The organism is Mycobacterium asiaticum (assembly GCF_001673635.1).
Lineage (GTDB): Bacteria > Actinomycetota > Actinomycetes > Mycobacteriales > Mycobacteriaceae > Mycobacterium > Mycobacterium asiaticum_C.
Genome location: NZ_LZMH01000005.1, coordinates 1 through 23,107, shown reverse-complemented (window position 1 = coordinate 23,107; position 23,107 = coordinate 1). Strand labels below are relative to the sequence as shown.

The 23,107-nt window shown below is 66.7% G+C and carries 25 protein-coding genes; 15 read left to right on the top strand and 10 right to left on the bottom strand.

The window, feature by feature from the left end:
- Positions 1-30: 30 nt before the first annotated feature.
- Entirely contained in the window at positions 31-843 is an 813-nt protein-coding gene (locus A5645_RS01225) for an enoyl-CoA hydratase (RefSeq protein ID WP_065128210.1), read from the bottom strand.
- Between the two features lie 236 nt (positions 844-1,079).
- On the opposite strand from A5645_RS01225, the gene A5645_RS01220 reads away from it, so the two are divergent.
- Together A5645_RS01220 and A5645_RS01215 are read left to right on the top strand one after the other, a co-directional pair.
- Positions 1,080-2,159, top strand: coding sequence for a CaiB/BaiF CoA transferase family protein (locus A5645_RS01220; RefSeq protein WP_065128209.1), 1,080 nt, complete (start codon positions 1,080-1,082; stop codon positions 2,157-2,159).
- Between the two features lie 57 nt (positions 2,160-2,216).
- A complete protein-coding gene (locus tag A5645_RS01215; protein ID WP_065128208.1) occupies positions 2,217-2,981 on the top strand; it encodes a 3-hydroxyacyl-CoA dehydrogenase in 765 nt (254 codons plus the stop codon).
- A gap of 135 nt (positions 2,982-3,116) precedes the next feature.
- Here the strand turns inward: A5645_RS01215 and A5645_RS29010 are convergent, their stop codons facing one another.
- On the bottom strand, positions 3,117-3,248 hold the full coding sequence (locus A5645_RS29010) for a hypothetical protein (RefSeq protein ID WP_142277073.1): 132 nt from the start codon (positions 3,246-3,248) through the stop codon (positions 3,117-3,119).
- 262 nt (positions 3,249-3,510) lie between these two features.
- On the opposite strand from A5645_RS29010, the gene A5645_RS01210 reads away from it, so the two are divergent.
- A complete protein-coding gene (locus A5645_RS01210) occupies positions 3,511-5,871 on the top strand; it encodes an MMPL family transporter (RefSeq protein WP_065128207.1) in 2,361 nt (786 codons plus the stop codon).
- The gene (locus A5645_RS01205; protein ID WP_065128206.1) at positions 5,864-6,490 is read left to right on the top strand and encodes a methyltransferase domain-containing protein; all 627 of its coding nucleotides are present in this window, start codon (positions 5,864-5,866) and stop codon (positions 6,488-6,490) included. Before A5645_RS01210 ends, A5645_RS01205 begins: the two co-directional genes overlap by 8 nt.
- 5 nt (positions 6,491-6,495) lie before the next feature.
- Here A5645_RS01205 and A5645_RS01200 read toward each other — a convergent pair whose 3' ends face one another.
- Positions 6,496-7,218, bottom strand: a complete 723-nt coding sequence (locus A5645_RS01200; RefSeq protein WP_065037203.1) for an NAD-dependent deacylase — start codon at positions 7,216-7,218, stop codon at positions 6,496-6,498.
- A gap of 37 nt (positions 7,219-7,255) precedes the next feature.
- Here A5645_RS01200 and A5645_RS01195 point away from each other — a divergent pair, with 37 nt between their 5' ends.
- A complete protein-coding gene (locus tag A5645_RS01195) occupies positions 7,256-7,621 on the top strand; it encodes an Rv1152 family transcriptional regulator (RefSeq protein WP_065037202.1) in 366 nt (121 codons plus the stop codon).
- On the opposite strand, the gene A5645_RS01190 is transcribed toward A5645_RS01195, so the two are convergent.
- Both A5645_RS01190 and A5645_RS01185 read right to left on the bottom strand, forming a co-directional pair.
- On the bottom strand, positions 7,618-8,448 hold the full coding sequence (locus tag A5645_RS01190) for a class I SAM-dependent methyltransferase (RefSeq protein ID WP_065128205.1): 831 nt from the start codon (positions 8,446-8,448) through the stop codon (positions 7,618-7,620). The genes A5645_RS01195 and A5645_RS01190 overlap by 4 nt on opposite strands.
- Positions 8,445-8,960, bottom strand: a complete 516-nt coding sequence (locus A5645_RS01185) for a DUF1697 domain-containing protein (protein ID WP_065128204.1) — start codon at positions 8,958-8,960, stop codon at positions 8,445-8,447. Before A5645_RS01185 ends, A5645_RS01190 begins: the two co-directional genes overlap by 4 nt.
- 55 nt (positions 8,961-9,015) lie before the next feature.
- Here A5645_RS01185 and A5645_RS01180 point away from each other — a divergent pair, with 55 nt between their 5' ends.
- The 6 genes from A5645_RS01180 to A5645_RS01160 all read left to right on the top strand — a co-directional run bounded on the left by A5645_RS01180 (position 9,016) and on the right by A5645_RS01160 (position 11,398).
- On the top strand, positions 9,016-9,459 hold the full coding sequence (locus tag A5645_RS01180) for a PPOX class F420-dependent oxidoreductase (RefSeq protein ID WP_065037199.1): 444 nt from the start codon (positions 9,016-9,018) through the stop codon (positions 9,457-9,459).
- Positions 9,460-9,469: 10 nt separating this feature from the next.
- Positions 9,470-9,658, top strand: a complete 189-nt coding sequence (locus tag A5645_RS01175; protein ID WP_065037198.1) for a DUF5302 domain-containing protein — start codon at positions 9,470-9,472, stop codon at positions 9,656-9,658.
- Between the two features lie 102 nt (positions 9,659-9,760).
- Positions 9,761-9,904: a hypothetical protein gene (locus A5645_RS28465; protein ID WP_253866825.1), complete on the top strand. Its 144-nt coding sequence runs from the start codon at positions 9,761-9,763 to the stop codon at positions 9,902-9,904.
- A 14-nt stretch (positions 9,905-9,918) separates the two neighbouring features.
- On the top strand, positions 9,919-10,608 hold the full coding sequence (locus tag A5645_RS01170; RefSeq protein WP_253866824.1) for an SMP-30/gluconolactonase/LRE family protein: 690 nt from the start codon (positions 9,919-9,921) through the stop codon (positions 10,606-10,608).
- A 65-nt stretch (positions 10,609-10,673) separates the two neighbouring features.
- Complete coding sequence (locus A5645_RS01165; RefSeq protein WP_065037197.1) at positions 10,674-11,255, top strand: HhH-GPD-type base excision DNA repair protein; 582 nt, start codon at positions 10,674-10,676, stop codon at positions 11,253-11,255.
- On the top strand, positions 11,252-11,398 hold the full coding sequence (locus A5645_RS01160; RefSeq protein ID WP_065037196.1) for a DUF1059 domain-containing protein: 147 nt from the start codon (positions 11,252-11,254) through the stop codon (positions 11,396-11,398). Before A5645_RS01165 ends, A5645_RS01160 begins: the two co-directional genes overlap by 4 nt.
- A gap of 30 nt (positions 11,399-11,428) precedes the next feature.
- On the opposite strand, the gene A5645_RS01155 is transcribed toward A5645_RS01160, so the two are convergent.
- Positions 11,429-12,604 carry an Rv1157c family protein gene (locus A5645_RS01155; RefSeq protein WP_155767795.1) on the bottom strand — a complete coding sequence of 392 codons (1,176 nt, stop codon included), beginning with the start codon at positions 12,602-12,604 and terminating at the stop codon, positions 11,429-11,431.
- A 17-nt stretch (positions 12,605-12,621) separates the two neighbouring features.
- Positions 12,622-13,434: a hypothetical protein gene (locus tag A5645_RS01150; protein ID WP_065128203.1), complete on the bottom strand. Its 813-nt coding sequence runs from the start codon at positions 13,432-13,434 to the stop codon at positions 12,622-12,624.
- A gap of 168 nt (positions 13,435-13,602) precedes the next feature.
- Between A5645_RS01150 and A5645_RS01145 the strand changes: the two genes are divergently transcribed.
- On the top strand, positions 13,603-14,868 hold the full coding sequence (locus A5645_RS01145; protein ID WP_065128245.1) for a mannosyltransferase: 1,266 nt from the start codon (positions 13,603-13,605) through the stop codon (positions 14,866-14,868).
- A gap of 41 nt (positions 14,869-14,909) precedes the next feature.
- Here the strand turns inward: A5645_RS01145 and A5645_RS01140 are convergent, their stop codons facing one another.
- The 3 genes from A5645_RS01140 to A5645_RS01130 all read right to left on the bottom strand — a co-directional run bounded on the left by A5645_RS01140 (position 14,910) and on the right by A5645_RS01130 (position 18,312).
- Positions 14,910-16,394, bottom strand: a complete 1,485-nt coding sequence (locus A5645_RS01140) for a serine hydrolase domain-containing protein (protein ID WP_081288094.1) — start codon at positions 16,392-16,394, stop codon at positions 14,910-14,912.
- Positions 16,391-17,941 carry an alpha/beta fold hydrolase gene (locus A5645_RS01135; protein WP_065128202.1) on the bottom strand — a complete coding sequence of 517 codons (1,551 nt, stop codon included), beginning with the start codon at positions 17,939-17,941 and terminating at the stop codon, positions 16,391-16,393. Before A5645_RS01135 ends, A5645_RS01140 begins: the two co-directional genes overlap by 4 nt.
- Positions 17,942-18,027: 86 nt before the next feature.
- Positions 18,028-18,312: a 4a-hydroxytetrahydrobiopterin dehydratase gene (locus tag A5645_RS01130; protein ID WP_065128201.1), complete on the bottom strand. Its 285-nt coding sequence runs from the start codon at positions 18,310-18,312 to the stop codon at positions 18,028-18,030.
- A 26-nt stretch (positions 18,313-18,338) separates the two neighbouring features.
- On the opposite strand from A5645_RS01130, the gene A5645_RS01125 reads away from it, so the two are divergent.
- From A5645_RS01125 to A5645_RS01115, 3 genes are all read left to right on the top strand, one after another.
- On the top strand, positions 18,339-18,734 hold the full coding sequence (locus A5645_RS01125; RefSeq protein ID WP_065128200.1) for a (deoxy)nucleoside triphosphate pyrophosphohydrolase: 396 nt from the start codon (positions 18,339-18,341) through the stop codon (positions 18,732-18,734).
- A gap of 108 nt (positions 18,735-18,842) precedes the next feature.
- Positions 18,843-22,535 carry a nitrate reductase subunit alpha gene (locus A5645_RS01120; protein WP_065128242.1) on the top strand — a complete coding sequence of 1,231 codons (3,693 nt, stop codon included), beginning with the start codon at positions 18,843-18,845 and terminating at the stop codon, positions 22,533-22,535.
- Position 22,536: 1 nt separating this feature from the next.
- On the top strand, positions 22,537-23,107 hold a 571-nt coding region (locus tag A5645_RS01115; protein ID WP_495525035.1), incomplete at its 3' end, for a nitrate reductase subunit beta.

The window sequence follows — 23,107 nt, the reverse complement described above, 5'->3', positions numbered from 1 at the left end:
CGGGGATTGCCCGGTTTCAGGCGATCTAACTCAGGAATCGGTGAAGCTGGGGGCGCGGCGTTCCTGGAAGGCTTTGGTGCCCTCCTTGAAATCGGGTGCCTGCAACAGCCCGGATTGGCCTTCGAATTCGCGGTCCAGGGTGGCGTCCAGTTCGGTCAGGGTGGCGGCGTTGATCGCGCCTTTGGTCTTGGCGAAAGCCACCGCCGGACCCGCCAGCAACCGGGCGATCACCTTGTCCACCTCGGCGTCGAACTCCTCGGCCGGATAGACCTCGCTGACCAGGCCCCAGGACAACGCCTCGGCGGCGGTCAACCGTTCGGGTAACAGGGCCATTTTCAGTGCGCGGATCCGGCCGACCGCGGCCGCGATCAGGGCCGACGCGCCGCCGTCGGGCATCAACCCGATCTTGGTGAACGCCAGCATGAAAAATGCCTTCTCCGAGGCCAATACGACATCGCAAGCCAGCGCGATCGAGACGCCGACGCCGGCCGCCGGTCCCTGCACGACGGCCACCACCGGGCGCGGCAGGGCAGTGATGGCGCGGATCAGGCGATTGATCTCCAGGATGATCTCGTCCGGCGGCACACCACCGCCGCCGGACATGTCGTCGGCGCTGATGCCGGCTCCCGAACTGAACCCGCGGCCGGCGCCACCCAGGCGGACCACCCGCACGGCCGGGTCGGTGGCCGCGCGCTCCATCGCATCGGCCAGACCGGTGATCACCGGGATGATCAGCGAATTGAGGCTGTCGGGCCGGTTGATGGTGAGCGACAGCACGCCGTCGGTGAGGTCGACGTCGAGACCCGCGACAGGGGCGAGAGTGGCGATTCCAGATTCGGACATGCGCTTTAGATTAGGTGGATGGTGGCGACCCGCTGCGGCCGGCTTCGCCGCGCTTGCGATCGCCACGAAAGCTGGATGGTGGCGACCCGCTGCGCCCGGCTTCGCCGCGCTTGCGATCGCCACGAAGCCCCCGGCCTGCAACCCCGTCGGGCGCGGCTGCCAAGATGCAATCAACCGGTTGTTCGGCCCGTAGTGCGGGTCGAGGACGTCAGAGCGGACGAAAGGTCGGTATTCCCATGGCGGGACCGCTGAGTGGATTGCGAGTAGTCGAACTGTCGGGGATCGGGCCAGGCCCGCACGCCGCGATGATCCTGGGAGACCTCGGCGCCGACGTGGTGCGGGTCGATCGCCCGTCGGGAGCCCCGGGCGGCATCGTCAAAGACGCGATGAGCCGCAACCGTCGCGTCGTGACTGCCGACCTCAAGTCCGACGAGGGGCGCCAAGCGGTGCTCAAGCTCGTCGCCAAGGCCGACGTGCTGATCGAGGGCTACCGGCCCGGCGTCACCGAGCGCCTCGGCCTGGGGCCAGACGACTGCGCCAAGGTCAACGACCGGCTGATCTATGCCCGGATGACCGGCTGGGGCCAGACCGGCCCGCGCAGCCAGCAGGCCGGCCACGACATCAACTACATCTCGCTGAACGGCATCCTGCACTCGATCGGCCGGGTCAACGAGCGCCCGGTGCCGCCGCTGAACCTGGTCGGTGACTTCGGCGGCGGCTCCATGTTCCTGCTGCTCGGCATTCTGTCGGCGCTGTGGGAGCGCCAGACTTCCGGCAAAGGTCAGGTGGTGGACGCCGCCATGGTCGACGGGTCCAGCGTGCTGGTGCAGATGATGTGGCAGATGCGGGCCTCGGGCATGTGGACCGACGTGCGCGGCACCAACATGCTCGACGGCGGCGCCCCTTACTACGACACCTACGAGTGCGCCGACGGCCGCTATGTCGCGGTCGGCGCGATCGAGCCGCAGTTCTACGCCGCGATGATCCAGGGGCTGGGCCTGGATGCCGCCACCCTCCCGCCGCAGAACGATGTCACGCGCTGGCCCGAGTTGCGAGCGGTGCTCACCGAGGCGTTCGGCAGCCGTGACCGCGACCACTGGGCCAAGGTGTTTGCGGATTCGGACGCCTGCGTGACGCCGGTGCTGGCTTTTGGGGAGGCGAACACCGAGCCGCATATCGCCGAGCGCAACACGTTGTACGAAGTGGACGGCAACCTGCAGCCCATGCCGGCCCCGCGGTTCTCGCGCACCCCAGCGGAGACTCCGCGCCCGGCGCAGGTGGGTGAGATCGAGGCCCTGCTCAACGACTGGGTATAGTCCCAACCAACCAGTAGGTAGGGCCACGCGGCCACACAAGGTGGAGGAAGGACTCGCATGGAGATCAGGGACGCCGTAGCGGTCGTCACGGGAGGCGCATCGGGCTTGGGTCTGGCGACCACGAAGCGGTTGCTCGACGCCGGCGCGCAGGTGGTGGTGCTTGATCTCAGGGGTGAGGAAGCGGTCCAGGAGCTGGGCGAGCGGGCATACTTCGTGCAGACCAACGTCACCGACGAGGCCGGCGTCACCAAGGCGCTCGACACCGCCGAGTCCCTGGGCCCGGTACGCATCAACGTCAACTGCGCCGGCATCGGCAACGCCATCAAGACGCTTTCCAAAGACGGTCCGTTCCCGCTGGACGGTTTCAAGAAGGTGGTCGAGGTCAACCTGATCGGCACTTTCAACGTGCTGCGGCTGGCTGCCGAGCGGATCGCCAAGACCGAGCCGATCGGTCCCGAGACAAGCCCCGAGCGCGGCGTCATCATCAACACCGCGTCGGTCGCGGCATTCGACGGCCAGATCGGCCAGGCCGCCTACTCGGCGTCCAAGGGCGGCGTGGTCGGCATGACGCTGCCGATCGCGCGGGACCTATCCCGCGAGCTCATCCGGGTGGTGACCATCGCGCCGGGTCTGTTCAAGACCCCGCTGCTCGGTTCGCTGCCCGAGGAGGCGCAGAAGTCGTTGGGTAAGCAGGTTCCGCACCCGGCCCGGTTGGGCGACCCGGACGAGTACGGCGCGCTGGCTCAGCACATTGTGGAGAACCCGATGCTCAACGGCGAGGTCATCCGCCTGGACGGTGCCATTCGGATGGCGCCGCGCTAATCGGCTGAGGCGACGAAAAAGCCCCCCGCGATGGCGGGGGGCTTCAACGACGACACGGGTTCGCTACCGACGGAACCAACGTGTGGCGGTCGGTTCTGCCATCAAAAGTCGTGCAATTACGCCCATGGTGTTACCTCAGCTCGCTGTCGGCAGGGGTTGCCAGTCTTCGAATTGCTCCGAGGTCTCACCCTCCACCAGCATGTCGCCGTGGTAGAGAGCCTCGAAGTCAGCCTTGATGACATCGGCACTGGTGTCGTCGATCCACATGACACTGAGCGTAAAAGCCCGCATTAAGGAATCGGTGAGTCACGATTCGGAAAATGGTGGCAATTCTTACCGACCGGTAGGTTGCCTCGCGACGGCCGAGGATACCCATTTGGGCTCCGGTTGAACCGTTCCGGGGCTATACCCGTAAACAGGACGCGGGTGCTGTTGGACATCTGTACGTTAGCGTGGGTAAACAACGCGTTTTATCGAGGCTGCGGGGGCTCCATCGGGACGGTTGGCGCCTGCGGCGGAGGGACATGAAATGCTGCAGTGGATCGCTCGACTGGCTCTGGCGGCACCGCGGCGGATCATTGCCATCGCCCTCCTGGTTTTCGTCGCCGCCGCGGTCTTCGGCATTCCGGTCGCCAACAGCTTGTCCCCGGGCGGATTCCAGGACCCCAACTCGGAATCCGCCCGTGCGATCGCCACCTTGAGCGACAAGTTCGGGCAAAGCGGCCAGCAGATGATGATCCTGGTCACCGCGCCCGACGGGGCGCGCAGCGAGCAGGCCCGCGCGGTAGGCGCCGACCTGGTCGGACAGCTGAACAGATCGCCGCTGGTCTACAACGTCTCGTCGGCCTGGACCGCGCCGCCGGAAGCGGCTGCCGACCTGATCAGCAAGGACGGTAAGTCCGGGCTGATCGTCGTCAACCTCAAGGGCGGCGAGAACGACGCGCAGAAGAACGCCCAGACCCTGAGCGACGACATCGTCCACGACCGGGACGGGGTCACCGTCCGGGCCGGCGGCTCGGCGATGGAATACGCCCAGATCAACAAGCAGAACCAGGCCGACCTGCTGGTCATGGAGATGATCGCCATCCCATTCAGCTTCCTGGTACTGGTCTGGGTGTTCGGTGGCTTGCTGGCGGCGGCGTTGCCGATGGCGCTGGGCGCTCTTGCGGTTGTCGGGTCGATGTCGGTGCTGCGACTGGTCACCTTCACCACTGAGGTGTCGATCTTCGCCCTCAATTTGAGCACCGCGCTGGGCCTGGCGCTGGCCATCGACTACACGCTGCTGATCATCAGCCGCTATCGCGACGAGCTGGCCGAAGGTTGCGACCGCGACGAGGCGCTGATCCGGACGATGGCCACCTCGGGTCGCACGGTGCTGTTCTCGGCGGTCACGGTGGCGCTGTCGATGGCTGCCACGGTGGCGTTCCCGATGTACTTCCTCAAGTCGTTCGCCTACGCGGGGGTCGCGACCGTCGCGTTTGTCGCAACCGCGTCCATCGTGGTGACTCCGGCGGCCATCGTGCTGATGGGCTCCCGGCTGGACGCCTTCGACGTGCGTCGCCTGGTGCGCCGGATATTGCGCCGTCCCGAACCCGTGCACAAGCCGGTTGAGCAGTTGTTCTGGTACCGATCGAGCAAGTTCGTCATGCGTTTCTGGCTCCCGATCGGCACCGCGGTCGTCGCGCTCCTCCTACTGCTCGGACTGCCTTTCATCTCGGTCAAATGGGGCTTCCCCGACGACCGGGTGCTGCCGACGTCGGCGTCGTCGCATCAGGTGGGAGACCAACTGCGGAACAACTTCACCCGTGACTCCGAACGGGCCGTGCCGATCGTCATGCTCGACGCCCGCGGCCTCAATCCCGCGGACCTGGACACCTACGCGGCCGACCTGTCACTGGTTCCCGACGTATCCGCCGTCTCCGCACCCGGCGGGACCTTCATCAACGGCAAGCCAGCAGGGCCGCCCGTCGGGCCCACCGGAATCAAGGACGGCAGCGCGCTGCTGACCGTGAGCAGCACGGCGCCCTTGTTCTCGCAAGCCTCCGACGAGCAGCTCAGGCGGTTGCACCAGGTGGCGCCGCCGGCTGGCCGCTCGGTGGAGCTGGCGGGTGTCGCGCAGGTCAACCGGGACAGTGTCGACGCGGTGACCGACCGGTTGCCGCTGGTGCTGGGTCTGATGGCGGTGGTGACTTTCGTTCTGCTGTTCCTGCTGACCGGCAGCGTGGTGCTGCCCCTGAAGGCACTGGTACTCAACGTGCTCTCGTTGACGGCCGCCTTCGGTGCGCTGGTGTGGATATTCCAAGACGGCCATCTCGGCGCCATGGGCACCACTCCGAGCGGCACGCTGGTGGCGAACATGCCCGTGCTGTTGTTCTGCATCGCGTTCGGGTTGTCGATGGACTATGAGGTCTTCCTGGTCTCCCGGATCCGCGAGTACTGGCTCGCGTCGGGCGCGGCGCGGCCCGCCAAGCCGACTGCCAAGGAGGCGCACGCCGCCAACGACGAGAGCGTGGCGCTCGGGGTGGCCCGCACCGGCCGGGTGATCACCGCCGCCGCGCTGGTCATGTCGATGTCGTTCGCCGCGTTGATCGCCGCGCACGTGTCGTTCATGCGAATGTTCGGGCTGGGGCTGACCCTCGCGGTGATCGCCGATGCCACCCTGGTGCGCATGGTCCTGGTCCCGGCGTTCATGCACATCATGGGTCGTTGGAACTGGTGGGCGCCCAAGCCATTGGTGTGGCTGCACGAGCGGTTCGGTATCAGTGAGGGCGGCGCTGTCGAAGGCTCCACGACCGCGGGTCCAACCGCCGAAAGTGGATTCGGCGCGGCCAAGGATCCGAGTGGGCGTAACGGGCAGGAGATCCACGCTTCGGTGACGCGCAATGGCTGAGGTGCAGAACCCGTTCTTCGCGCGGGTGTGGCCCATTTTCGCCGCGCACGAGGCCGAATCGGTGCGCACCCTGCGCCGGGAGAATCTGGCCGGGCTGTCCGGCCGGGTGCTCGAAGTCGGTGCGGGCAGCGGGACGAACTTCGCCTATTACCCCGACACCGTCACGCAGGTGGTCGCCGTCGAGCCCGAACCGCGTTTGGTGGCGAAAGCCAGGGCAGCGGCGGCAGACGCACCGATTCCGGTCGAGGTGACCAGCGTCGCGGTCGAGGAGTTCAGCGCCGGGGAAGCGTTCGATGCGGTGGTCTGTTCGCTGGTCCTGTGCTCGGTGCACGACCAGGTCGCGGTGCTGCGACGGCTGCGCGCCCTGTTGCGTCCCGGCGGGGAGCTGCGCTTTCTCGAGCACATCGCCAGTGCGGGTGCCCGCGGCCGACTGCAGCGATTGGCCGACGCCACGCTTTGGCCGCGGATGTTGGGTAACTGCCACACCCACCGCGATACCGAACGGTCGATTGTCGACGCCGGCTTCGAGATCGCCGAGTCACGGCACGAATGGACATTGCCGGCCTGGGCGCCGCTACCGGTGTCGGAGCTGGCGTTGGGCCGTGCGCGGCGGCCTTGAGACCGCTACTTCAACAGGGCCGGCAAGCGTTCCAACAAGCCGGGCAGCGCCGTGCTTGCCGACTCCCGGATGCTGAGGTTGACGCTGCTGGTCAATGGGGTGGGTTCCGGATTGACCTCGATCACCGGTATGCCGCGGGCCACCGCGAGCTCGGGTAGTCCGGCTGCCGGGTAGACCACGGCCGAGGTACCGACCACCACCACCAGGTCGGCGGTCTCCGTGGCCACCACGGCGCTCTGCCACGGACCCTGGGGCAGCATTTCGCCGAACCAGACGATGTCCGGCCGGATCAGCCCGCCGCAGCGGCACACCGGGGGCTCTACCTCGATGGCGGCTTCGGTCATCACCGGCAACGGTTCGCTGTAGCGCATATTGCAACGCGCACAACGGAATTCGAACAGACTGCCGTGCAGGTGATGGACTGTCGTGCTGCCGGCGCGCTCGTGCAGATCGTCGACGTTCTGGGTGACGACGGTGACCGAGGAGACTTCCGGGTGGTCCTGCCACTGCGCGATCGCCCGGTGGCCCTCGTTGGGCTGGACGTCGGCCACCAGGTAGTGGCGCCACAGGTACCAACCCCACACGCGTTCGGGATTGCTCTCCCAGCCCTGAACACTGGACAGCTCGTAGGGATCAAAGCTGGCCCATAGGCCGTTCTTGTCGTCACGGAAGGTCGGCACTCCGCTTTCCGCGGAGATCCCCGCGCCGCTAAGCACCACCACTCGCATCCCACAAACATAGCTGCGCGTGGGCAATACTGGTTATGTGGAGTTGCGCGATTTGTTGAAGGTCGACGTCAAGGCAGGCAAGCCGCTGTTCGACCAGCTCAGAACCCAGGTGATCGACGGTGTCCGCGCGGGTTCGCTACCGCCCGGCACCCGATTGCCGACAGTGCGCGACCTGGCCGGCCAACTCGGCGTCGCCGCCAACACCGTGGCCCGCGCTTACCGCGAACTCGAATCCGCAGCCATCGTCGAAACTCGCGGCCGCTTCGGCACTTTCATCTCCCGCTTCGACCCCACCGATGCCGCGATGGCAGCCGCCGCCAAGGAATACGTCGAAGTCGCCCGGGCGCTGGGGCTGACCAAGTCCGACGCGATGCGCTACCTGACCAACGTGCCGGACGACTAGAACTCCAAAAGCGTCAGATTCGGGCGCACCGGATCCAACAGCGGAACGCTGTAGATGGCCGACATGGCGGTGTTGAGCAGCAGGCCGCGGCCCGGCGGCAGATGCACGTCGCGGACGGCCGTCACGCCCGGCACGATGTGCAGCAGATTTGCGGCCTCTGCGACGGACAAACTGAACGGCATCGTGGGCACCGTGTAGCGCAGCGACGTGCGCAGGCCCAATCGGGTCCACATGGTGAACCAGCGCGGTGGCAGGTCGAACATCATCTGACCACCGGGAAAGCGTCTGGCGCACTCGGTGATCAACTCCATGGACTGTTCGGGCTGCAAGTACATCAGCAACCCTTCGGCGGTGATGAACACCCCGTCGGACGGGTCGACGGCGTCCATCCAGCTGTAGTCCAGGGCCGATTGCGCGCGCACCGAAATCCGCGGCGACGCCGGGAGCAGCTGTGCCCGGATATCGATGATCGGCGGTAAGTCCACTGTGAGCCAACGGAATTCACTATCGGCAAGCGCCGCGTCCAACCGCCAGAAGCTGGTTTGCAACCCTTCGGCCAGCGCCACCACCGTCGCCGAGGGGTGGTCGCTGAGGTAAGACTGCGCGGCGCTGTCGAAGGCGCGAGCCCGCAGCGCGATGTCCTGGCCGGTGCGGCCGAACTTGGCGAAGTCGAAGTCGATGGCATCGACCAGGGCGACGGCCATCGGATCCTCGATGATGGCGTCGGGACGGCGCGCCTCGGTGGCCCGGGCGTTCAGCGTCAGCAGTGCCGTCTCGGAGACGCCGGTCAGATCGGCCTTATGTGGTTCGCGTTCGGGCTCGCTCATTTCAGCACCTTAGCCAGCGTGCGCAGGTTGCGAGTCGTGGTCGAGGACTTGTAGCGCTTCTTGCCCATGGTCTGTCCGATGGTGCTGTCCAGGGTGCCGCCCTTGGGCACCTGCCAGTAGATGACGCCCTCGCCGCGCTGGATGCGCTCCCGGGGCCCGGGTGTGAGTCCAGCCAGTTCGTCGAGCACGTCGGCCTCGGTGACGAAAGTGACGTAGGACTGGTATCCCTCGACATCGCGCTCGAACGGGTACGCCCGGTCGATATCGCGCACCGTGTTGATGTCGTAGGCGAGCACCCACGCGTCATACCCGAACCGCTCCCGCAGCGCGGCCTCGGCCGCCTTGCGCACCGCTTTGACACCGGAGTTGGATTCCAGCAGCACATTGCCGGTGGCCAGGATGGTGCGCACGTTCTTGAATCCGGCGCTGGTCAACGCGTCGGCAACCTCGGCCATCTTGAGGTTGACGCCGCCGACGTTGACACCACGCAGGAAGGCCGCGTACTTGGTCATGCATCGATTCCAGCAGCCCGTCGGAGAATGATGCAACGCGACGTAGGCTTTCGGCATGGGACGCCAAGTCTTCGACGACAAGCTGTTGGCCGTGATCAGTTGCAACTCGATTGGGGTGCTGGCCACCATCAAGCGGGACGGACGCCCCCAGTTGTCGAACGTGCAGTATCACTTCGATGCGCGGAGTCTGGTGTTGCAGGTGTCGGTCACCGAGCCGCGGGCCAAGACGCGCAATCTGCGGCGCGATCCACGGGCATCGCTTCTGGTGGACGCCGACGACGGCTGGTCGTATGCCGTCGCCGAAGGGATCGCCGAGCTGACCCCACCGGCCGCTTCGCCGGGTGACGACACGGTCGAGGCGCTGATTGCCTTGTATCGCAACATCGCTGGCGAACATCCGGACTGGGACGAGTATCGCGAGGCGATGGTCACCGACCGCCGCGTGTTGCTGACGCTGCCGATCTCGCATGTCTACGGCATGCCCCCCGGTAGGCGATAGGCTGCTGGGCATGGCTGAATCGAATGCCCCGGAAGGCGAGTCCGCGGAGGACGAGAACAAGCGCAAGTTCCGGGAGGCTCTGGAGCGCAAGACGGCCAAGTCGTCGGGTGGCTCCGACCACAAGGATTCCGGCGGCAAGCAGTCGCGGGCGCACGGTGCGGTGGGAAACCGCCGGGAGTTCCGCCGCAAGAGCGGCTAAAAGCGTTCCTGCATCGTAGGTTTCGTGCCGCATGCCGGCCGGGCCTCGGTGGCGTGATAGCGGGTCTCGCTATTTGGCGCAGCGTCGACGAACATGTGTGACGTGACCACGGCACAAGTTGTCCAGGCGGTACCGTTTACCGACGGCGTCGTCTACGGGGAAGGGCCGCGCTGGCATGAGGACCGGCTCTGGTTCAGCGACGGACCGACAGGCCGGGTGTGTTCGGTGGGTGAAACCGGCGAATAGCCGTGGAGGCCGAGGTGGAACATGCCTCTGGACTGGGCTGGCTACCGGACGGGACGCTGGTGGTGTCCGCACTGTTCGCCCCGAAGATCTATCACGTAGACGCCGATGGGCAGGTCGCGGCGACCTACGACCTCAGCGACTTCGCCTGGTCTACCAACGACCTGTTCGTCGCCCCCGACGGTCGCTGCTACGTCAACCTCTATCGCGCGGGCGAGACGGTGATGGATGGGGCGATCGGCCTCGTCGACCGGACCGGAGACGTTCGGATCGTGGCCACCGGCCTCGCCGGCCCGAACGGCCTGGCCTTCCTGCCGGACGGGTCGACGCTCGTCGTCAGCGAGACATTCGGTTCGCGAATCCTGGCGTTTCCGACCGAAGCTGATGGAAGCCTCGGCGCGCCAAGCGTTTTCGCAGATATGGGCAAGGACCGGCATCCCGACGGACTCTGCGTGGACGTCGACCGCGGGGTATGGGTCGGCTGCTATGACACCGGCGAGTTCCTCAGGGTCGTCGATGGTGGTGTCATCACCCATCGCGTAGCGATCGATCGGGGATGGGCGGTCGCTCCCGCACTTGGAGGAGCAGACGGGCGCACCCTTTACCTGGTGGCCGACGAGACGACCCACGAGGACCTCGTGCAGGGCAAGTCCACGTGTTGGATCCTGCGGGCGCGGGTCGAGGTGCCCGGCGCGGGATCGCCGTAATTCGCCAAACCGTGCAGTGGGCGCCGTGTGGCTGCCCGCAAACGGCGCGGTTCTAAACTGAGTGCGTGCCGAAACTGCAGCTCGTCCAAGAACCGGCCGCCGACGCTTTGCTGGATTCCAATCCCTTCGCGTTGCTCGTCGGTATGTTGCTCGATCAGCAGGTCCCGATGGAGACGGCGTTCGCCGGACCGAAGAAGATCGCGGACCGGATGGGCGGCATCGATGCGGCCGACATCGCCGAGTACGACCCGGACAAGTTTGCCGCGCTGTGCTCGGAAAAGCCTGCCATCCACCGCTTTCCGGGGTCGATGGCCAAGCGCATCCAGACGCTCGCGCAGATCATCGTGGACCGGTATGACGGGGATGCGGCGGCGCTGTGGACCGCGGGCGATCCCGACGGCAAAGAGGTGTTGCGCCGTCTCAAAGCCCTGCCCGGCTTCGGCGAGCAGAAGGCCCAGATCTTTCTGGCTTTGCTCGGCAAGCAGTACGGCGTGACCCCGAAGGGCTGGCGGTCCGCGGCGGGCGAGTTCGGCAAGTCGGGCACCCATATCTCGGTCGCCGACATCGTCGATGCCGAGTCGCTGGGGCGGGTGCGGTCCTATAAGAAGCAGATGAAAGCCGAAGCCAAAGGAAAGGCGACAACGTGAAGACACACATAACGTGTCCGTGCGGCGAGGCCATTACCGGCAAGGACGAGGACGAGCTGGTCGAACTGACGCAGGCTCATCTCGCCAGCGTGCACCCCGGTCTGGAGTACGACCGGGACGCCATTCTGTTCATGGCCTACTAGCCCTCAGGGGTTGCTTGCCGGCTGCGTCCGCTAGGGCACCACAGTCGAGCCGATGGTGGGCATGAACTGGCACTGACGGTCTTTCGTGGTGACCTGGCCGAAGATCGTCGACATGATGCTGCCCGAACCGGTGTCGACGATCGCGGTCAGCGTCGTGGGCCCGTCCCCATTGATGTCGGTGCGCGGCTTGAGGGTGGCCGTCCCGGACTTGCCGGTGGTCAGGTTCACCCAGGTGACGTTCAACGGCAGGCGCTGCACCTCCGCGGGCCCGGGGGTTCCGACGGCGGTGAACACGTAGGCGGTCTGGCCGGCGCCGGGACCGGGTGTCGGGATGCTGGCCGGCCCGGCCACCGACAGCGCGGTCGCCAGGGCGCTGGTGCCGTCGCCAAGGCAGTTGGTGCCTATCGAGGGGTACATGAAGTCCTGCGTGGGCGGGGCGTCCGGACCGAATGCCGGTGCTGCGGCCGCGGGGGCCGGCGCGGGAGCCGGGGCAGGAGCCGGCGCCGCGGCCGGGGCGGGCGCGGGAGCCGGAGCGGCAACCGCTGCCGGAGCAGCGACAGGCGCCGGAGCAGCGGCCGGTGCCGCCGCTGAGGCAGGTTCGGGCGCCGCCGCGGGGGCAGGTGCGGGTGCCGCCGCCGGAGCAGGAGCCGCCGGAGCGGGTGCCGCCGCCGCGGGCGCGGGTCCCGCCGCGTGGTTGGGGTCAACCCCCGTCGGTAGGTGCGGCAGGGTGCCCGGCTCCACTCCCGGAGGAGGCACGTGCGGCACTGGGGCCGCTTGTGGCACCGGCGCGGCTTCGGGCGGTGGCGGTGTCACGCCGGCCACGGTCGCCGGTCCGCCGTGATGGGGCGTACCGGCGACCGGCATCGCCGGGTCCGCTACGAACTGGTTGACCGAGGTGGCGACGTTCTTGGCTTCTGCGGGTGCCGTCGGGTTGTGGGTGAATGCCTGAGCCGCGGCCATCAGGAGCTGTGTCGCCTGCGCCGGATTGCCCGCGGCCTGCTGGATGATCGGGCTCAACTCGGCCAACGCGGGCAGCCCAGGGAGCTGTTGGGTGGGGTTGGGCGGCGGCGTCGCCGGGTCGGCTGCCGCGCTCGGACAAAGCGCGAACGCGGCAGCCGAAGTGACGACGACTGCGGCCAAACCTTTGGACAGACTCCAAGTGCTTGCCACGGTGTGTTCTCTCTCCCGTTGTTGGTGGTAGGTCAGCCGTCAGATGAGATGGCTCAGGGCAGCGCGGCGAGCAGCGTCTGCGGCGGTCCCGCTGGTGCGGGCGCACTGGCACCCGGGGCCGGAGACGCCGGTGCCAATCCGGGAATGCCGGACGTCAGGCCCGGGAGTGCCGCCTGCGCCAAGCCCGGCAGGGCCGAGGCCAACCCCGGCAATGCGGAAGCCGGAGCCGCCGGCGCCGCTGCCGCCGGTGCGGCAAGACCCGGAATCGCCGACGCCAGGCCCGGGATCGAAGGCGCGGGCGCGGCCGCCGGAGTGGCCGGAGCGGTGATGCCTGGGATCGGGGTGTTCACTCCGGGAATGGACGGCACTGCGGCCGGCGCGGGTGCGGCCGGTGCCGGTGCTGCGAGCGCCGGAATGGGCGTGTTCACACCGGGAATGGATGGCACGCCAGCAGGTGCGGGCGCGGGCGCGGCCGCCGCCGGCGCGGTGATCCCCGGAATCGGGGTGTTCACGCCGGGAATCTGCGGAACCGTGGCGGGAGCGGTCGAGGGCCCGGGTGCGCTGGCGCCGGGCAGCACCGACGGCAGGTTCAGCCCACCGGGAGCAGCGGGAGCCGGGTCTGGCGCGCGCAGCACACCCTGCGGTGCCGGCGAGGTGCCCTGCACCGGCGGGGTCGCGCCGAGGGCGGTCGCCAGGTTCTGCAGAATCTGCGGTGCGTTGGCGGCCGAAGCGATCAGCTGCTGCGGAATGTTGGGCTGCGCCGGGGCGGGCGCTGGGTCGGCGTGGGCGATGCCGCCCGTCAGCAATGCGGCGGACGAACCGACCAATACTGCGCCGGCACGTACGTAAGTCCAGATGGTTGGCATGACTCTCCCTGGTTGTCTTCAACGGGCTATTCCAGGCCCCCACAGGACCTGTAGCCGAAGCTATCGTGGTACAGAAGTGACTCAAGTGACACGTGTGGCATTTATTTGATCGTTACCGATACGAGTGGCGGCGGTGATCGACCACCTGCGATTTGTGTCCTAGCCGTTATCAACGGCCCGACACCCGGCGCGGTCGCTAAAGTCGGTCGAATCGACACCACTTCGGCCGCTGTGGCGGCACCCGCCCGGAAGGCCGGCCTGGCGGCGCCGCTGCTGATCCTGAGCGTCGTTGCACGGTTCGCCTGGACCTATCTGGCGCCCAACGGTGCCAACTTCGTGGACTTGCACGTCTACGTGGGCGGCGCCGCGGCGCTCAACCATCCCGGCACCCTGTACAGCTACGTCTACGCCGACCAGACGCCGGACTTCCCGCTGCCGTTCACTTATCCGCCGTTCGCCGCGGTGGTCTTCTACCCACTGCATGTGGTGCCGTTCGGGTTGCTGGCCTTCCTGTGGCAGGCGGCCATCGTTGCGGCGTTATACGGCGTGGTGCGGGTCAGTCAGCGACTGATGGGCACCGCCGCAGACCGGCGCGCCGCAATGCTGTGGACCGCGGTGACCATCTGGATCGAACCGTTGCGCAGCAACTTCGACTACGGCCAGATCAATGTGTTCCTGGTGTTGGCGGTGCTGTGGGCCGTCTACACCACCCGGTGGTGGTTGTCGGGGTTGCTGGTCGGGCTCGCGGCCGGTGTCAAGCTGACGCCGGCGATCGCCGGGATCTACCTGCTCGGGGCGCGCCGCTGGTCGGCGGCGCTGTTCTCGCTGTCCACCTTTCTGGTGACGATCGGCATATCGCTGTTTGTCGTCGGCGACCAGGCTCGGTACTACTTCACCGACCTGCTGGGCGATGCGCGCCGGGTGGGGCCGATCGCCACCTCGTTCAATCAGTCCTGGCGCGGCGCAATTTCGCGCATCCTCGGATACGACGCGGGCTACGGGCCGTTGGTTCTGACGGCGATCGGCGTGACGCTGATGCTTGCCGTACTGGCCTGGCGCGCGCTGGACGCCTCCGATTCGCTCGGCCGGCTGCTGGTGGTCGAGGTGTTCGGGCTGCTGCTCTCGCCGATCTCCTGGACGCACCACTGGGTGTGGCTGGTGCCGCTGATGATGTGGTTGCTGCACGGGCCGCTGCGGGAACACCTGGGCGCCAAGATTCTGGGGTGGGGCTGGCTGGTGCTGACTCTGATCGGCGTGCCGTGGCTGCTCAGCTTCGCGCAGCCGACCATCTGGGTGATCAGCCGGCCCTGGTATCTGGCTTGGGCCGGGCTGGTGTATGCGCTGGCGGCGCTGGCCACGCTGGGCTGGATCGCATTGTCGCGCAATGGTATATCGTTGCGCCGAGCGTCACGCCAGAGTGACGGTCGACGGTGAGTGCGACGCTAGCGTGACGCTCGGCGACGGGTAGGAGAGCGTCACGCCGGGTATTCGCGCCGGAACAGCCGCCCGTGGCTCCGGAACCAGATGATGTTGCCCACCTTGTCGCGGACGAAATTCGATCGGGTGCCTACCGGCTTGCCGTCCGGCCCGAGATCGAGTCCGTAGTCCGGCCGGTAGAACGCGAGGCCCATCCGGCTACGACCCGCCGTGGGATCCTCGGAGCCCATCGTGCCGTCCAGTTGGCCATTCCCGGAACGGAATTCGATGATCACGCGCTCGAGCTCGCCGGACTCCGGAATCGACTCGGCGACATAGCGCCCCTCGTACGGCGCCAAGTCGCGCGCGCTGAGATGCTGGACGGCGGCGGGCAGGTTGCCGACGTCGGCGAACCGGCGCAGCGCCCAGTCATCCGCAAAAAGGTCGACGGTGAGTTGAGCTCCGCCTTCGGAATTGGTCAGCAATGTCATCGCGAAGTCGCGGGCCGGAACCATGAAGAACCCGGAGCGCTGCCCGCTCCACGTTCCGCCGTGCTGAACGATCACCTTGTCCTCCGCTGACGGGCGCAGCATCCAAGCCACACCCATTCCGGTCAGCTCGACCTGCAGCGTGCCGCCGGCACCGGGATTGGCGCGCATCGACTGCAGCGCCTGCTCACTGAGCAGCTGGGTGCCGCTGGGCGCCATTCCGTTGCCGAGGTGGAACCTGGCATAGCGCAACTGATCCCGCACGCTGGATATCAGCCCGCCCGTGGGATTGCAGCTGCGCGGGAAGGCCCAGAAACCCTCGTCGACAACCGGTTTGCCGTCGATGACGTTGTGTGGTGTCGCCACACTCAAACCCGTCAGCTGGCCAGAGAAGAAGTGAGTGTGGCCCAGTTGCAGCGGATCCAGCAGCAGGTTCTGCACGGCCGACTCGTAGGTCGTGCCGGACACCACTTCGACGATCCGGCCCGCGACGGCCAATCCCGCATTGTTGTAAGCGAATACCGCACCGCGCGGATTGAGCTGCGGCAGCCGCGTCAGCGAGGCGACATACCGGGCCAGCGCATCATCGCCGTTGCCGAAGTCTTGGACATCATCGCCCAACCAGCCCGAGGTGTGGTTGAGCAACTGGCGCACCGTCACCGCGGCGCTCACCTCGGGATCGGCGACGGCGAAGTCGGGCAGATACCTGCGCACCGGCGCATCCAGCGAGACCTTGCCCGCATCCACCAGACGCATGATCGCGGTGCCGGTGAATGTCTTCGTGGTGGAGCCGATCCGGAAAACGGTATCGCCGTCGACGGGAACCGGATGGTCGACGTTGGTGACGCCGTAACCCTTGATGTACTCCCGGCCGCCGGTCCAGACGCCCACCGCGGCACCCGGTATCCCGTAGGCCTTCATGCCCGCGGTGATCTTGGCGTCGAGATCGTCGAACAACGTCGGGTTGGCGGGCCGTGCGGAGCAGGACAGGGCGAGTGTCGCCGCTCCGGCCAGCGCGCCGCTCAGCAAGGCCCTCCGGTCAAACGCTCCGGTCATGGTGGCGGCGGGTTGATCGCATAGGTCGCCGGTTGGGTCGAGTTGATACAACCGGTGTCGGGCTGCTGAGGGTTATCGAAGAACGAGGCGATGACGGCGGCGCCGCAGCGGTCGGCGTAGATGCCGTGCGCGACGCCCGGGACGGTCACCGAGATGGCATGCGGAAGATGCTGGGCCACATACTGTCCGGACGCAGCGCCGGTTTGTCCGTCGTAGCTGCCGGACAACGCCAGCGCCGGCATCGGGGCGTCGCTGACCCCGCGTACCCAGTCGGACGCCTTGGGCACGTTCCATGCCGCGCAGGCCTGCCGCAGGAACGGCAATTGCGGCGCCTGGGCGCGCACGGATTCGGGCAGCGCGGCGAAAGCTTGTCGGGCCGCTCGATTCTGGTCCTCCGCGGAATCGAACGGCACCCACTCGCTGCACCAGATGCTCAACGTCAGGCCCCAGCCCATGACCCCGACCTTGGCGGGGTTCACCCACGCCATGGCCCATTGCTTGGCGATCCGCGTGGGGTTGCCGTGCGCGAGTTCATCTATCGCGGCGGGCATCTCGGCCGGGAAGTGGGTCGCCATCGGAACGAACCAGTTCAACAGGGCGCCACCGTCGAGCACGATCTTCGTGTCGCCGACGCCTTCGACGTTCACCGTGGTGGTCACCGGATGGGCCTCGAGTTCGTTGACCAGCCGCACGAACGTGTCGCCCAGGTTCGGATAGCGCGTCTGACAGTCCGGTTGGACGGTGCAGGCACTCATCATGTTGTCGAACGCCTCGCGTGCACTGCCCCAGGTCCAGCTCGGGCTTGCGATCGACGGCGGCGTCATCCCGTCGAGCACCAGCGAGCGGATGGCCGGTGCGTCCAACCGTGAATAGATCAGCGCCAGGTCGGTGCCGTAGGAGTGGGAGAACAGATTCCACTGCTTGAGGTGCAACGCGTTGCGTAGATCGATCAGGTCGTAGGCACTCTCGATGGAGTTGAACGCGCCGAGGTCCGCCCCGCCGGCCAGGCGGTCATGGCAGGTCTTCACCGCTCGTACGTACTCATCGCCGGTGCTGGGTGCGTCGTACACCAGGCCCGCTCGGCGGGCGTAGAACTGGTCGATCTCCGGGCATGTCAGCGCGGGTTGAGACGAGTGGTTCCCACGCTGCGCGAGCAGGATCAGGTCCCGGTTGCGGTTGAGGCCCACGTCCTGCGCGATCGGCGGATCCATGATGGCGTCCTCACCCGGGCCGCCGGTAATGAAGAGGATCGGGTCGCTGGTCGGGGGTTGTGTCTGCGACGGAATGACGGCGACGGCCAGCCGTAAGGTCCGCCCGCCTGGTTTAGTCCGATTCTCGGGGACGGTCAGGGTCGCGCAGTGTGCGGCGGCCAGTTCCGGCGCGGGGGTGGCGGGGCAGGGGCTCGGCTCGTAGCCGGCGGGTGAGTGGCTCACTGTGGTCGGCGGCCCCGGTTGAACGCTGCCAGATGTGTCCGGATGCGAGCAGGCAACGCCTGCGCCCGCGAGTGCGATGGCAAGAGCCAACCGCAACGAGCCATGGAGCGTCATCGCGGATCACCCTATATTCGCGAACCGAACCTGGTTGCCGTTTTTGGCCCGCGATTTCGCGGTGTGGTTGGGTTCGCGCGGGGCGCTCAGCTACCGATGATTCCGTTCATGTCGCGGGCCATGTCGATGTCCTTCTGGGTGATGCCACCTTCGGAGTGCGTGACCAGCACGAAAGTCACCGTCCGCCAACGGATATCGATATCCGGATGGTGGTCCTTGGCCTCGGCGTGTTCACCCACCCGGCGTACGGCATCGATTCCGGCCAGAAATTCCGGGAACTTCACCGACCGTCGCAATGCTCCATCGACACGTTCCCAGCCGTCGAGCTCGGGCAGTGCGGCGTCTACTTGCTCATCCGTTAACACAGCCATCTCTCGACCGTATACCGTCACTGGCCATGCCGACCCAGATCGTCGTTGCCGGAGCGATCATCCGCGGCAACACGGTCCTGGTGGCACAACGCGCTCGTCCCGCGGAACTGGCGGGCCGCTGGGAGCTGCCCGGCGGCAAGGTCGCCGACGGGGAAACCGAACCGGCCGCGCTGGCGCGGGAGCTCGTTGAGGAACTCGGACTGCGGGCGGGCGACGTCGTGGTGGATGAACGCCTCGGTGGTGATGTCGCCTTGAGCGGCTCCATGACCCTGCGGGCCTACCGGGTCCGGCTGCTGACGGGAGAGCCCCGCGCCCACGACCACCGCGCGTTGCGCTGGGTGACCGCGGCCGAACTCGGCGACGTCGACTGGGTGCCGGCGGATCGCGCCTGGCTCGGCGACCTGACGCGCGCGCTGTCCTGACACGTTTCCACAGTCCGTGTACAGCGAACATCCAGGGCAGCCGAAGGTTGCCGACATCAACTGTTGAAAAGGGCAACTCAATACCGATGCGCTGAAGAGGAGGTCGTCCTGACTGTGACCCCGCATGTCGGTGGACACCTCGAGGAACTGTTGGCACGCAGCGCTCGATTCTTCACCCCCGGCGAAGTATCGGCCGACCTGCGCACCGTATCCCGGCGCGGCGGTCGCCAGGGTGACGTCTTCTACCGCGACCGATGGAGTCACGACAAAGTCGTGCGATCCACCCACGGGGTCAACTGCACGGGATCGTGTTCGTGGAAGATCTACGTCAAGGACGGGATCATCACCTGGGAAACCCAGCAAACCGACTACCCTTCGGTGGGCCCGGACCGCCCCGAGTACGAGCCGCGGGGTTGCCCGCGGGGCGCCTCCTTCTCCTGGTACAGCTATGCGCCCACCCGGGTCCGCTACCCCTACGCCCGCGGCGTGCTGGTGGAGATGTACCGCGAAGCCAAGGCCCGCTTGGGCGACCCGGTGCTGGCCTGGGCCGACATCCAGGCCGATCCGCAGCGACGGCGCCGCTACCAGCAGGCCCGCGGCAAAGGCGGACTTATCCGGGTGAGCTGGGCCGAGGCTACCGAGATGATCGCGGCGGCCCATGTGCACACCGTCAAGACCTACGGCCCCGACCGGGTCGCCGGCTTCACCCCGATCCCGGCAATGTCGATGGTCAGCCACGCCGCAGGTTCGCGATTCATCGAGTTGATCGGCGGCGTGATGACGTCGTTCTACGACTGGTATGCCGACCTGCCGGTGGCCTCGCCGCAGGTGTTCGGCGATCAGACGGACGTGCCGGAATCCGGAGACTGGTGGGACGCTTCGTATCTGGTGATGTGGGGCTCCAACGTCCCGATCACCCGAACCCCCGATGCGCACTGGATGGCCGAGGTGCGCTACCGGGGCACCAAGGTCGTGGTCGTCAGTCCCGACTACGCCGACAACACCAAATTCGCCGACGAGTGGGTGCGGTGTGCCGCGGGCACCGACACCGCGCTGGCCATGGCGATGGGCCATGTGATCCTCTCGGAATGCTATGTAGACAAGCAGGTTCCGTTCTTCACCGACTATGTACGCCGCTACACCGACCTGCCCTTCCTGATCAAGCTGGAGGCCCGGGGCGGACAACTGGTACCGGGAAAGTTCCTGACAGCGGCCGACATCGGCGAGGAAGTCGAGAACTCGGCCTTCAAACCCGCAGTCCTGGATCAGGTCACCGACACTGTGGTGATTCCGCAGGGCTCGCTTGGGTTCCGGTTCGGCGAAGACGGGGTGGGGAAGTGGAACCTCGATCTCGGTGCGGTGATCCCGGCGTTGAGCGTCGAAAACAAAGACGGGGGCGCCAAACTCGTCAGCCTGCCCCACTTTGACACCGTCGACGGCCACGGACAGACCGTGTCACGCGGTGTGCCGGTACGCCGGGTGGGCAACCACCTGGTGTGCACGGTGTTCGACCTGATGCTGGCCAACTACGGGGTTGGGCGCCCGGGGCTGCCCGGCGACTGGGCGGCCGGTTACGACGATGCCACGCAACCGAACACGCCCGCCTGGCAGGAGCCCATCACCGGGGTGCCGGCCGCGCAGGCCGTTCGCATTGCCAGGGAATTCGCCCGCAACGCAGAGGAATCCGGCGGCCGGTCCATGGTGATCATGGGCGGAGGGATCTGCCACTGGTTCCACAGCGACGTGATGTATCGGTCGGTGCTGGCGCTGTTGATGTTGACCGGTTCGATGGGACGCAACGGCGGCGGCTGGGCACACTACGTCGGTCAGGAGAAGGTTCGCCCGCTGACCGGGTGGCAGACCATGGCCAACGCCACGGACTGGGCGCGCCCGCCGCGCCAGGTGCCGGGCGCGTCGTACTGGTACGCCCACACCGACCAGTGGCGCTACGACGGCTTCGGCGCGGACAAGCTGACCAGCCCCTTGGGCCGCGGCAGATTCACCGGCAAGCACACGATTGACCTGCTCGCCTCGGCCGCGGCGATGGGCTGGAGCCCGTTCTATCCGCAGTTCGACCGGTCCAGCCTCGAGATCGCCGATGAGGCGAAGGCTTACGGCCGCGACGTCGGCGAGTATGTGGCCGAGCAGCTGGCCGAGCGCAAGCTCCAGCTCTCGGTCACCGACCCGGACAACCCGGTCAACTGGCCCCGGGTGCTGACGGTGTGGCGGGCGAACCTGATCGGCTCCTCGGGCAAGGGTGGCGAGTATTTCCTGCGGCACCTGCTGGGCACCGACTCCAACGTGCAGGCCGAACCCGCCACCGACGGTGTGAGGCCACGGGACGTGTTGTGGGATAACGATATTCCCGAGGGCAAGCTCGACCTGATGATGTCGATCGACTTCCGCATGACGTCGACCACGCTGGTCTCCGATGTGGTGCTGCCGGCGGCGACGTGGTACGAGAAGGCCGACCTGTCCAGCACCGACATGCACCCGTACGTGCACGCGTTCAGCCCGGCGATCGACCCGCCGTGGGAAACGCGTTCGGACTTCGACGCATTCGCCGCGATCGCGCGCACGTTCAGCATGCTGGCTCGCCGCCACCTGGGCACGCGCGCGGACGTGGTGCTGACCGCGCTGCAACATGACACCCCGGATGAGATGGCCTGTCCCGATGGGACCGAACGCGATTGGTTGCACACCGGCGAAGTCCCGATTCCGGGCCGGACGATGAGCAAGCTGACCGTCGTGGAGCGCGACTACACCGCGATCTACGACAAATGGCTGACCCTGGGACCGCTGGTCGACAAGTTCGGCATGACCGTCAAGGGCTACACGGTTCACCCGTTCCGGGAGATCAGCGAACTGGCAAGCAAATTCGGCGTGATGAACTCCGGAGCGGGTGCTGGGCGACCGGCGATCACCACCGCCCAGCGGATGGCCGACACCATCCTGGCCTTGTCGGGAACCTGCAACGGCCGGCTGGCCGTCGAAGGTTTCCTCGAGCTGGAAAAACGCACCGGACAACGGCTGGTGCAGCTGGCCGAGGGCAGCGAAGAGAAGCGGATCACCTACGCCGACACGCAGGCGCGGCCGGTACCGGTGATCACCAGCCCGGAATGGTCGGGCAGCGAGACCGGCGGCCGCCGCTACGCCCCCTTCACCATCAACATCGAGCACCTCAAGCCGTTTCACACCCTGACCGGCCGGATGCACTTCTACCTGGCGCATGACTGGGTCGAGGAACTCGGCGAACAACTGCCGGTATACCGGCCACCGCTGGACATGGCGCGGCTGTTCGATCAACCGCAGCTCGGCCCAACCCCGGACGGTTCGGGCGGAATCGGACTCACCGTGCGCTATCTGACGCCGCACTCCAAGTGGTCGTTCCATTCGACCTACCAGGACAACCTTTACATGCTGTCGCTGTCGCGGGGCGGCCCGACCATGTGGATGAGTCCAGCGGACGCTGCGAAAATCAATGTGCGCGACAACGATTGGGTCGAGGCGGTCAATGCCAACGGCATCTACGTGTGCCGGGCCATCGTCTCGCACCGGATGCCCGACGGGGTGGTGTTCGTCTACCACGTACAGGAGCGCACCGTCGACACGCCGCGCACCGAAACCAACAACAAGCGCGGCGGCAACCACAACGCCCTGACCCGGGTGCGAATCAAGCCCAGTCATTTGGCGGGTGGCTATGGGCAGCACTCGTTCGCGTTCAACTATCTCGGTCCCACCGGTAACCAGCGTGACGAAGTTACCGTGGTGCGGCGCCGCACCCAGGAGGTCAGGTACTGACATGAAGGTCATGGCGCAAATGGCGATGGTGATGAACCTCGACAAATGCATTGGCTGCCATACCTGCTCGGTGACATGCAAGCAGGCATGGACCAACCGTTCGGGCACCGAGTACGTCTGGTTCAACAACGTCGAAACCCGTCCCGGCGTGGGTTATCCACGTGGCTATGAGGATCAGAATCGGTGGCGCGGGGGATGGGTCCGCGACAACAACGGACGGTTGCGATTGCGGGATGGCGGGCGGTTGTCGAAGTTGCTGCGTATCTTCGCCAACCCCAATCTGCCCACCATCTCGGATTACTACGAGCCGTGGACCTACGACTACGAAAACCTGACCCAGGCGCCCGCGGGAGACACCTTCCCGACAGCCGCACCGCGCAGCCAACTGACCGGTGAGCCGATGAAGGTGTCCTGGGGTTCGAACTGGGACGACAACCTCGCCGGCTCAACGGAAATCGTGCCCGACGACCCGATCTTGAAGAAGATCAGCGAAGAGGTGCGGCTGAAGCTCGAAGAGACCTTCATGTTCTACCTCCCGCGGATCTGCGAGCACTGCCTCAATCCGTCGTGCG

Excerpts from the sequence above, each read along its gene's own strand:
- A5645_RS29010 (WP_142277073.1), bottom strand. The coding sequence starts at position 3,248 with ATGTGGATCGACGACACCAGTGCCGATGTCATCAAGGCTGACTTCGAG.
- A5645_RS01190 (WP_065128205.1), bottom strand. The coding sequence starts at position 8,448 with ATGAGCGAGCCCGAACGCGAACCACATAAGGCCGATCTGACCGGCGTC.
- A5645_RS01210 (WP_065128207.1), top strand. The coding sequence starts at position 3,511 with ATGCTGCAGTGGATCGCTCGACTGGCTCTGGCGGCACCGCGGCGGATC.
- A5645_RS01215 (WP_065128208.1), top strand. The coding sequence starts at position 2,217 with ATGGAGATCAGGGACGCCGTAGCGGTCGTCACGGGAGGCGCATCGGGC.
- A5645_RS01205 (WP_065128206.1), top strand. The coding sequence starts at position 5,864 with ATGGCTGAGGTGCAGAACCCGTTCTTCGCGCGGGTGTGGCCCATTTTC.
- A5645_RS01175 (WP_065037198.1), top strand. The coding sequence starts at position 9,470 with ATGGCTGAATCGAATGCCCCGGAAGGCGAGTCCGCGGAGGACGAGAAC.
- A5645_RS01140 (WP_081288094.1), bottom strand. The coding sequence starts at position 16,394 with ATGACCGGAGCGTTTGACCGGAGGGCCTTGCTGAGCGGCGCGCTGGCC.
- A5645_RS01130 (WP_065128201.1), bottom strand. The coding sequence starts at position 18,312 with ATGGCTGTGTTAACGGATGAGCAAGTAGACGCCGCACTGCCCGAGCTC.
- A5645_RS01180 (WP_065037199.1), top strand. The coding sequence starts at position 9,016 with ATGGGACGCCAAGTCTTCGACGACAAGCTGTTGGCCGTGATCAGTTGC.
- A5645_RS01150 (WP_065128203.1), bottom strand. The coding sequence starts at position 13,434 with ATGCCAACCATCTGGACTTACGTACGTGCCGGCGCAGTATTGGTCGGT.
- A5645_RS01125 (WP_065128200.1), top strand. The coding sequence starts at position 18,339 with ATGCCGACCCAGATCGTCGTTGCCGGAGCGATCATCCGCGGCAACACG.
- A5645_RS01135 (WP_065128202.1), bottom strand. The coding sequence starts at position 17,941 with ATGACGCTCCATGGCTCGTTGCGGTTGGCTCTTGCCATCGCACTCGCG.
- A5645_RS01200 (WP_065037203.1), bottom strand. The coding sequence starts at position 7,218 with ATGCGAGTGGTGGTGCTTAGCGGCGCGGGGATCTCCGCGGAAAGCGGA.
- A5645_RS01185 (WP_065128204.1), bottom strand. The coding sequence starts at position 8,960 with ATGACCAAGTACGCGGCCTTCCTGCGTGGTGTCAACGTCGGCGGCGTC.
- A5645_RS01220 (WP_065128209.1), top strand. The coding sequence starts at position 1,080 with ATGGCGGGACCGCTGAGTGGATTGCGAGTAGTCGAACTGTCGGGGATC.
- A5645_RS01225 (WP_065128210.1), bottom strand. The coding sequence starts at position 843 with ATGTCCGAATCTGGAATCGCCACTCTCGCCCCTGTCGCGGGTCTCGAC.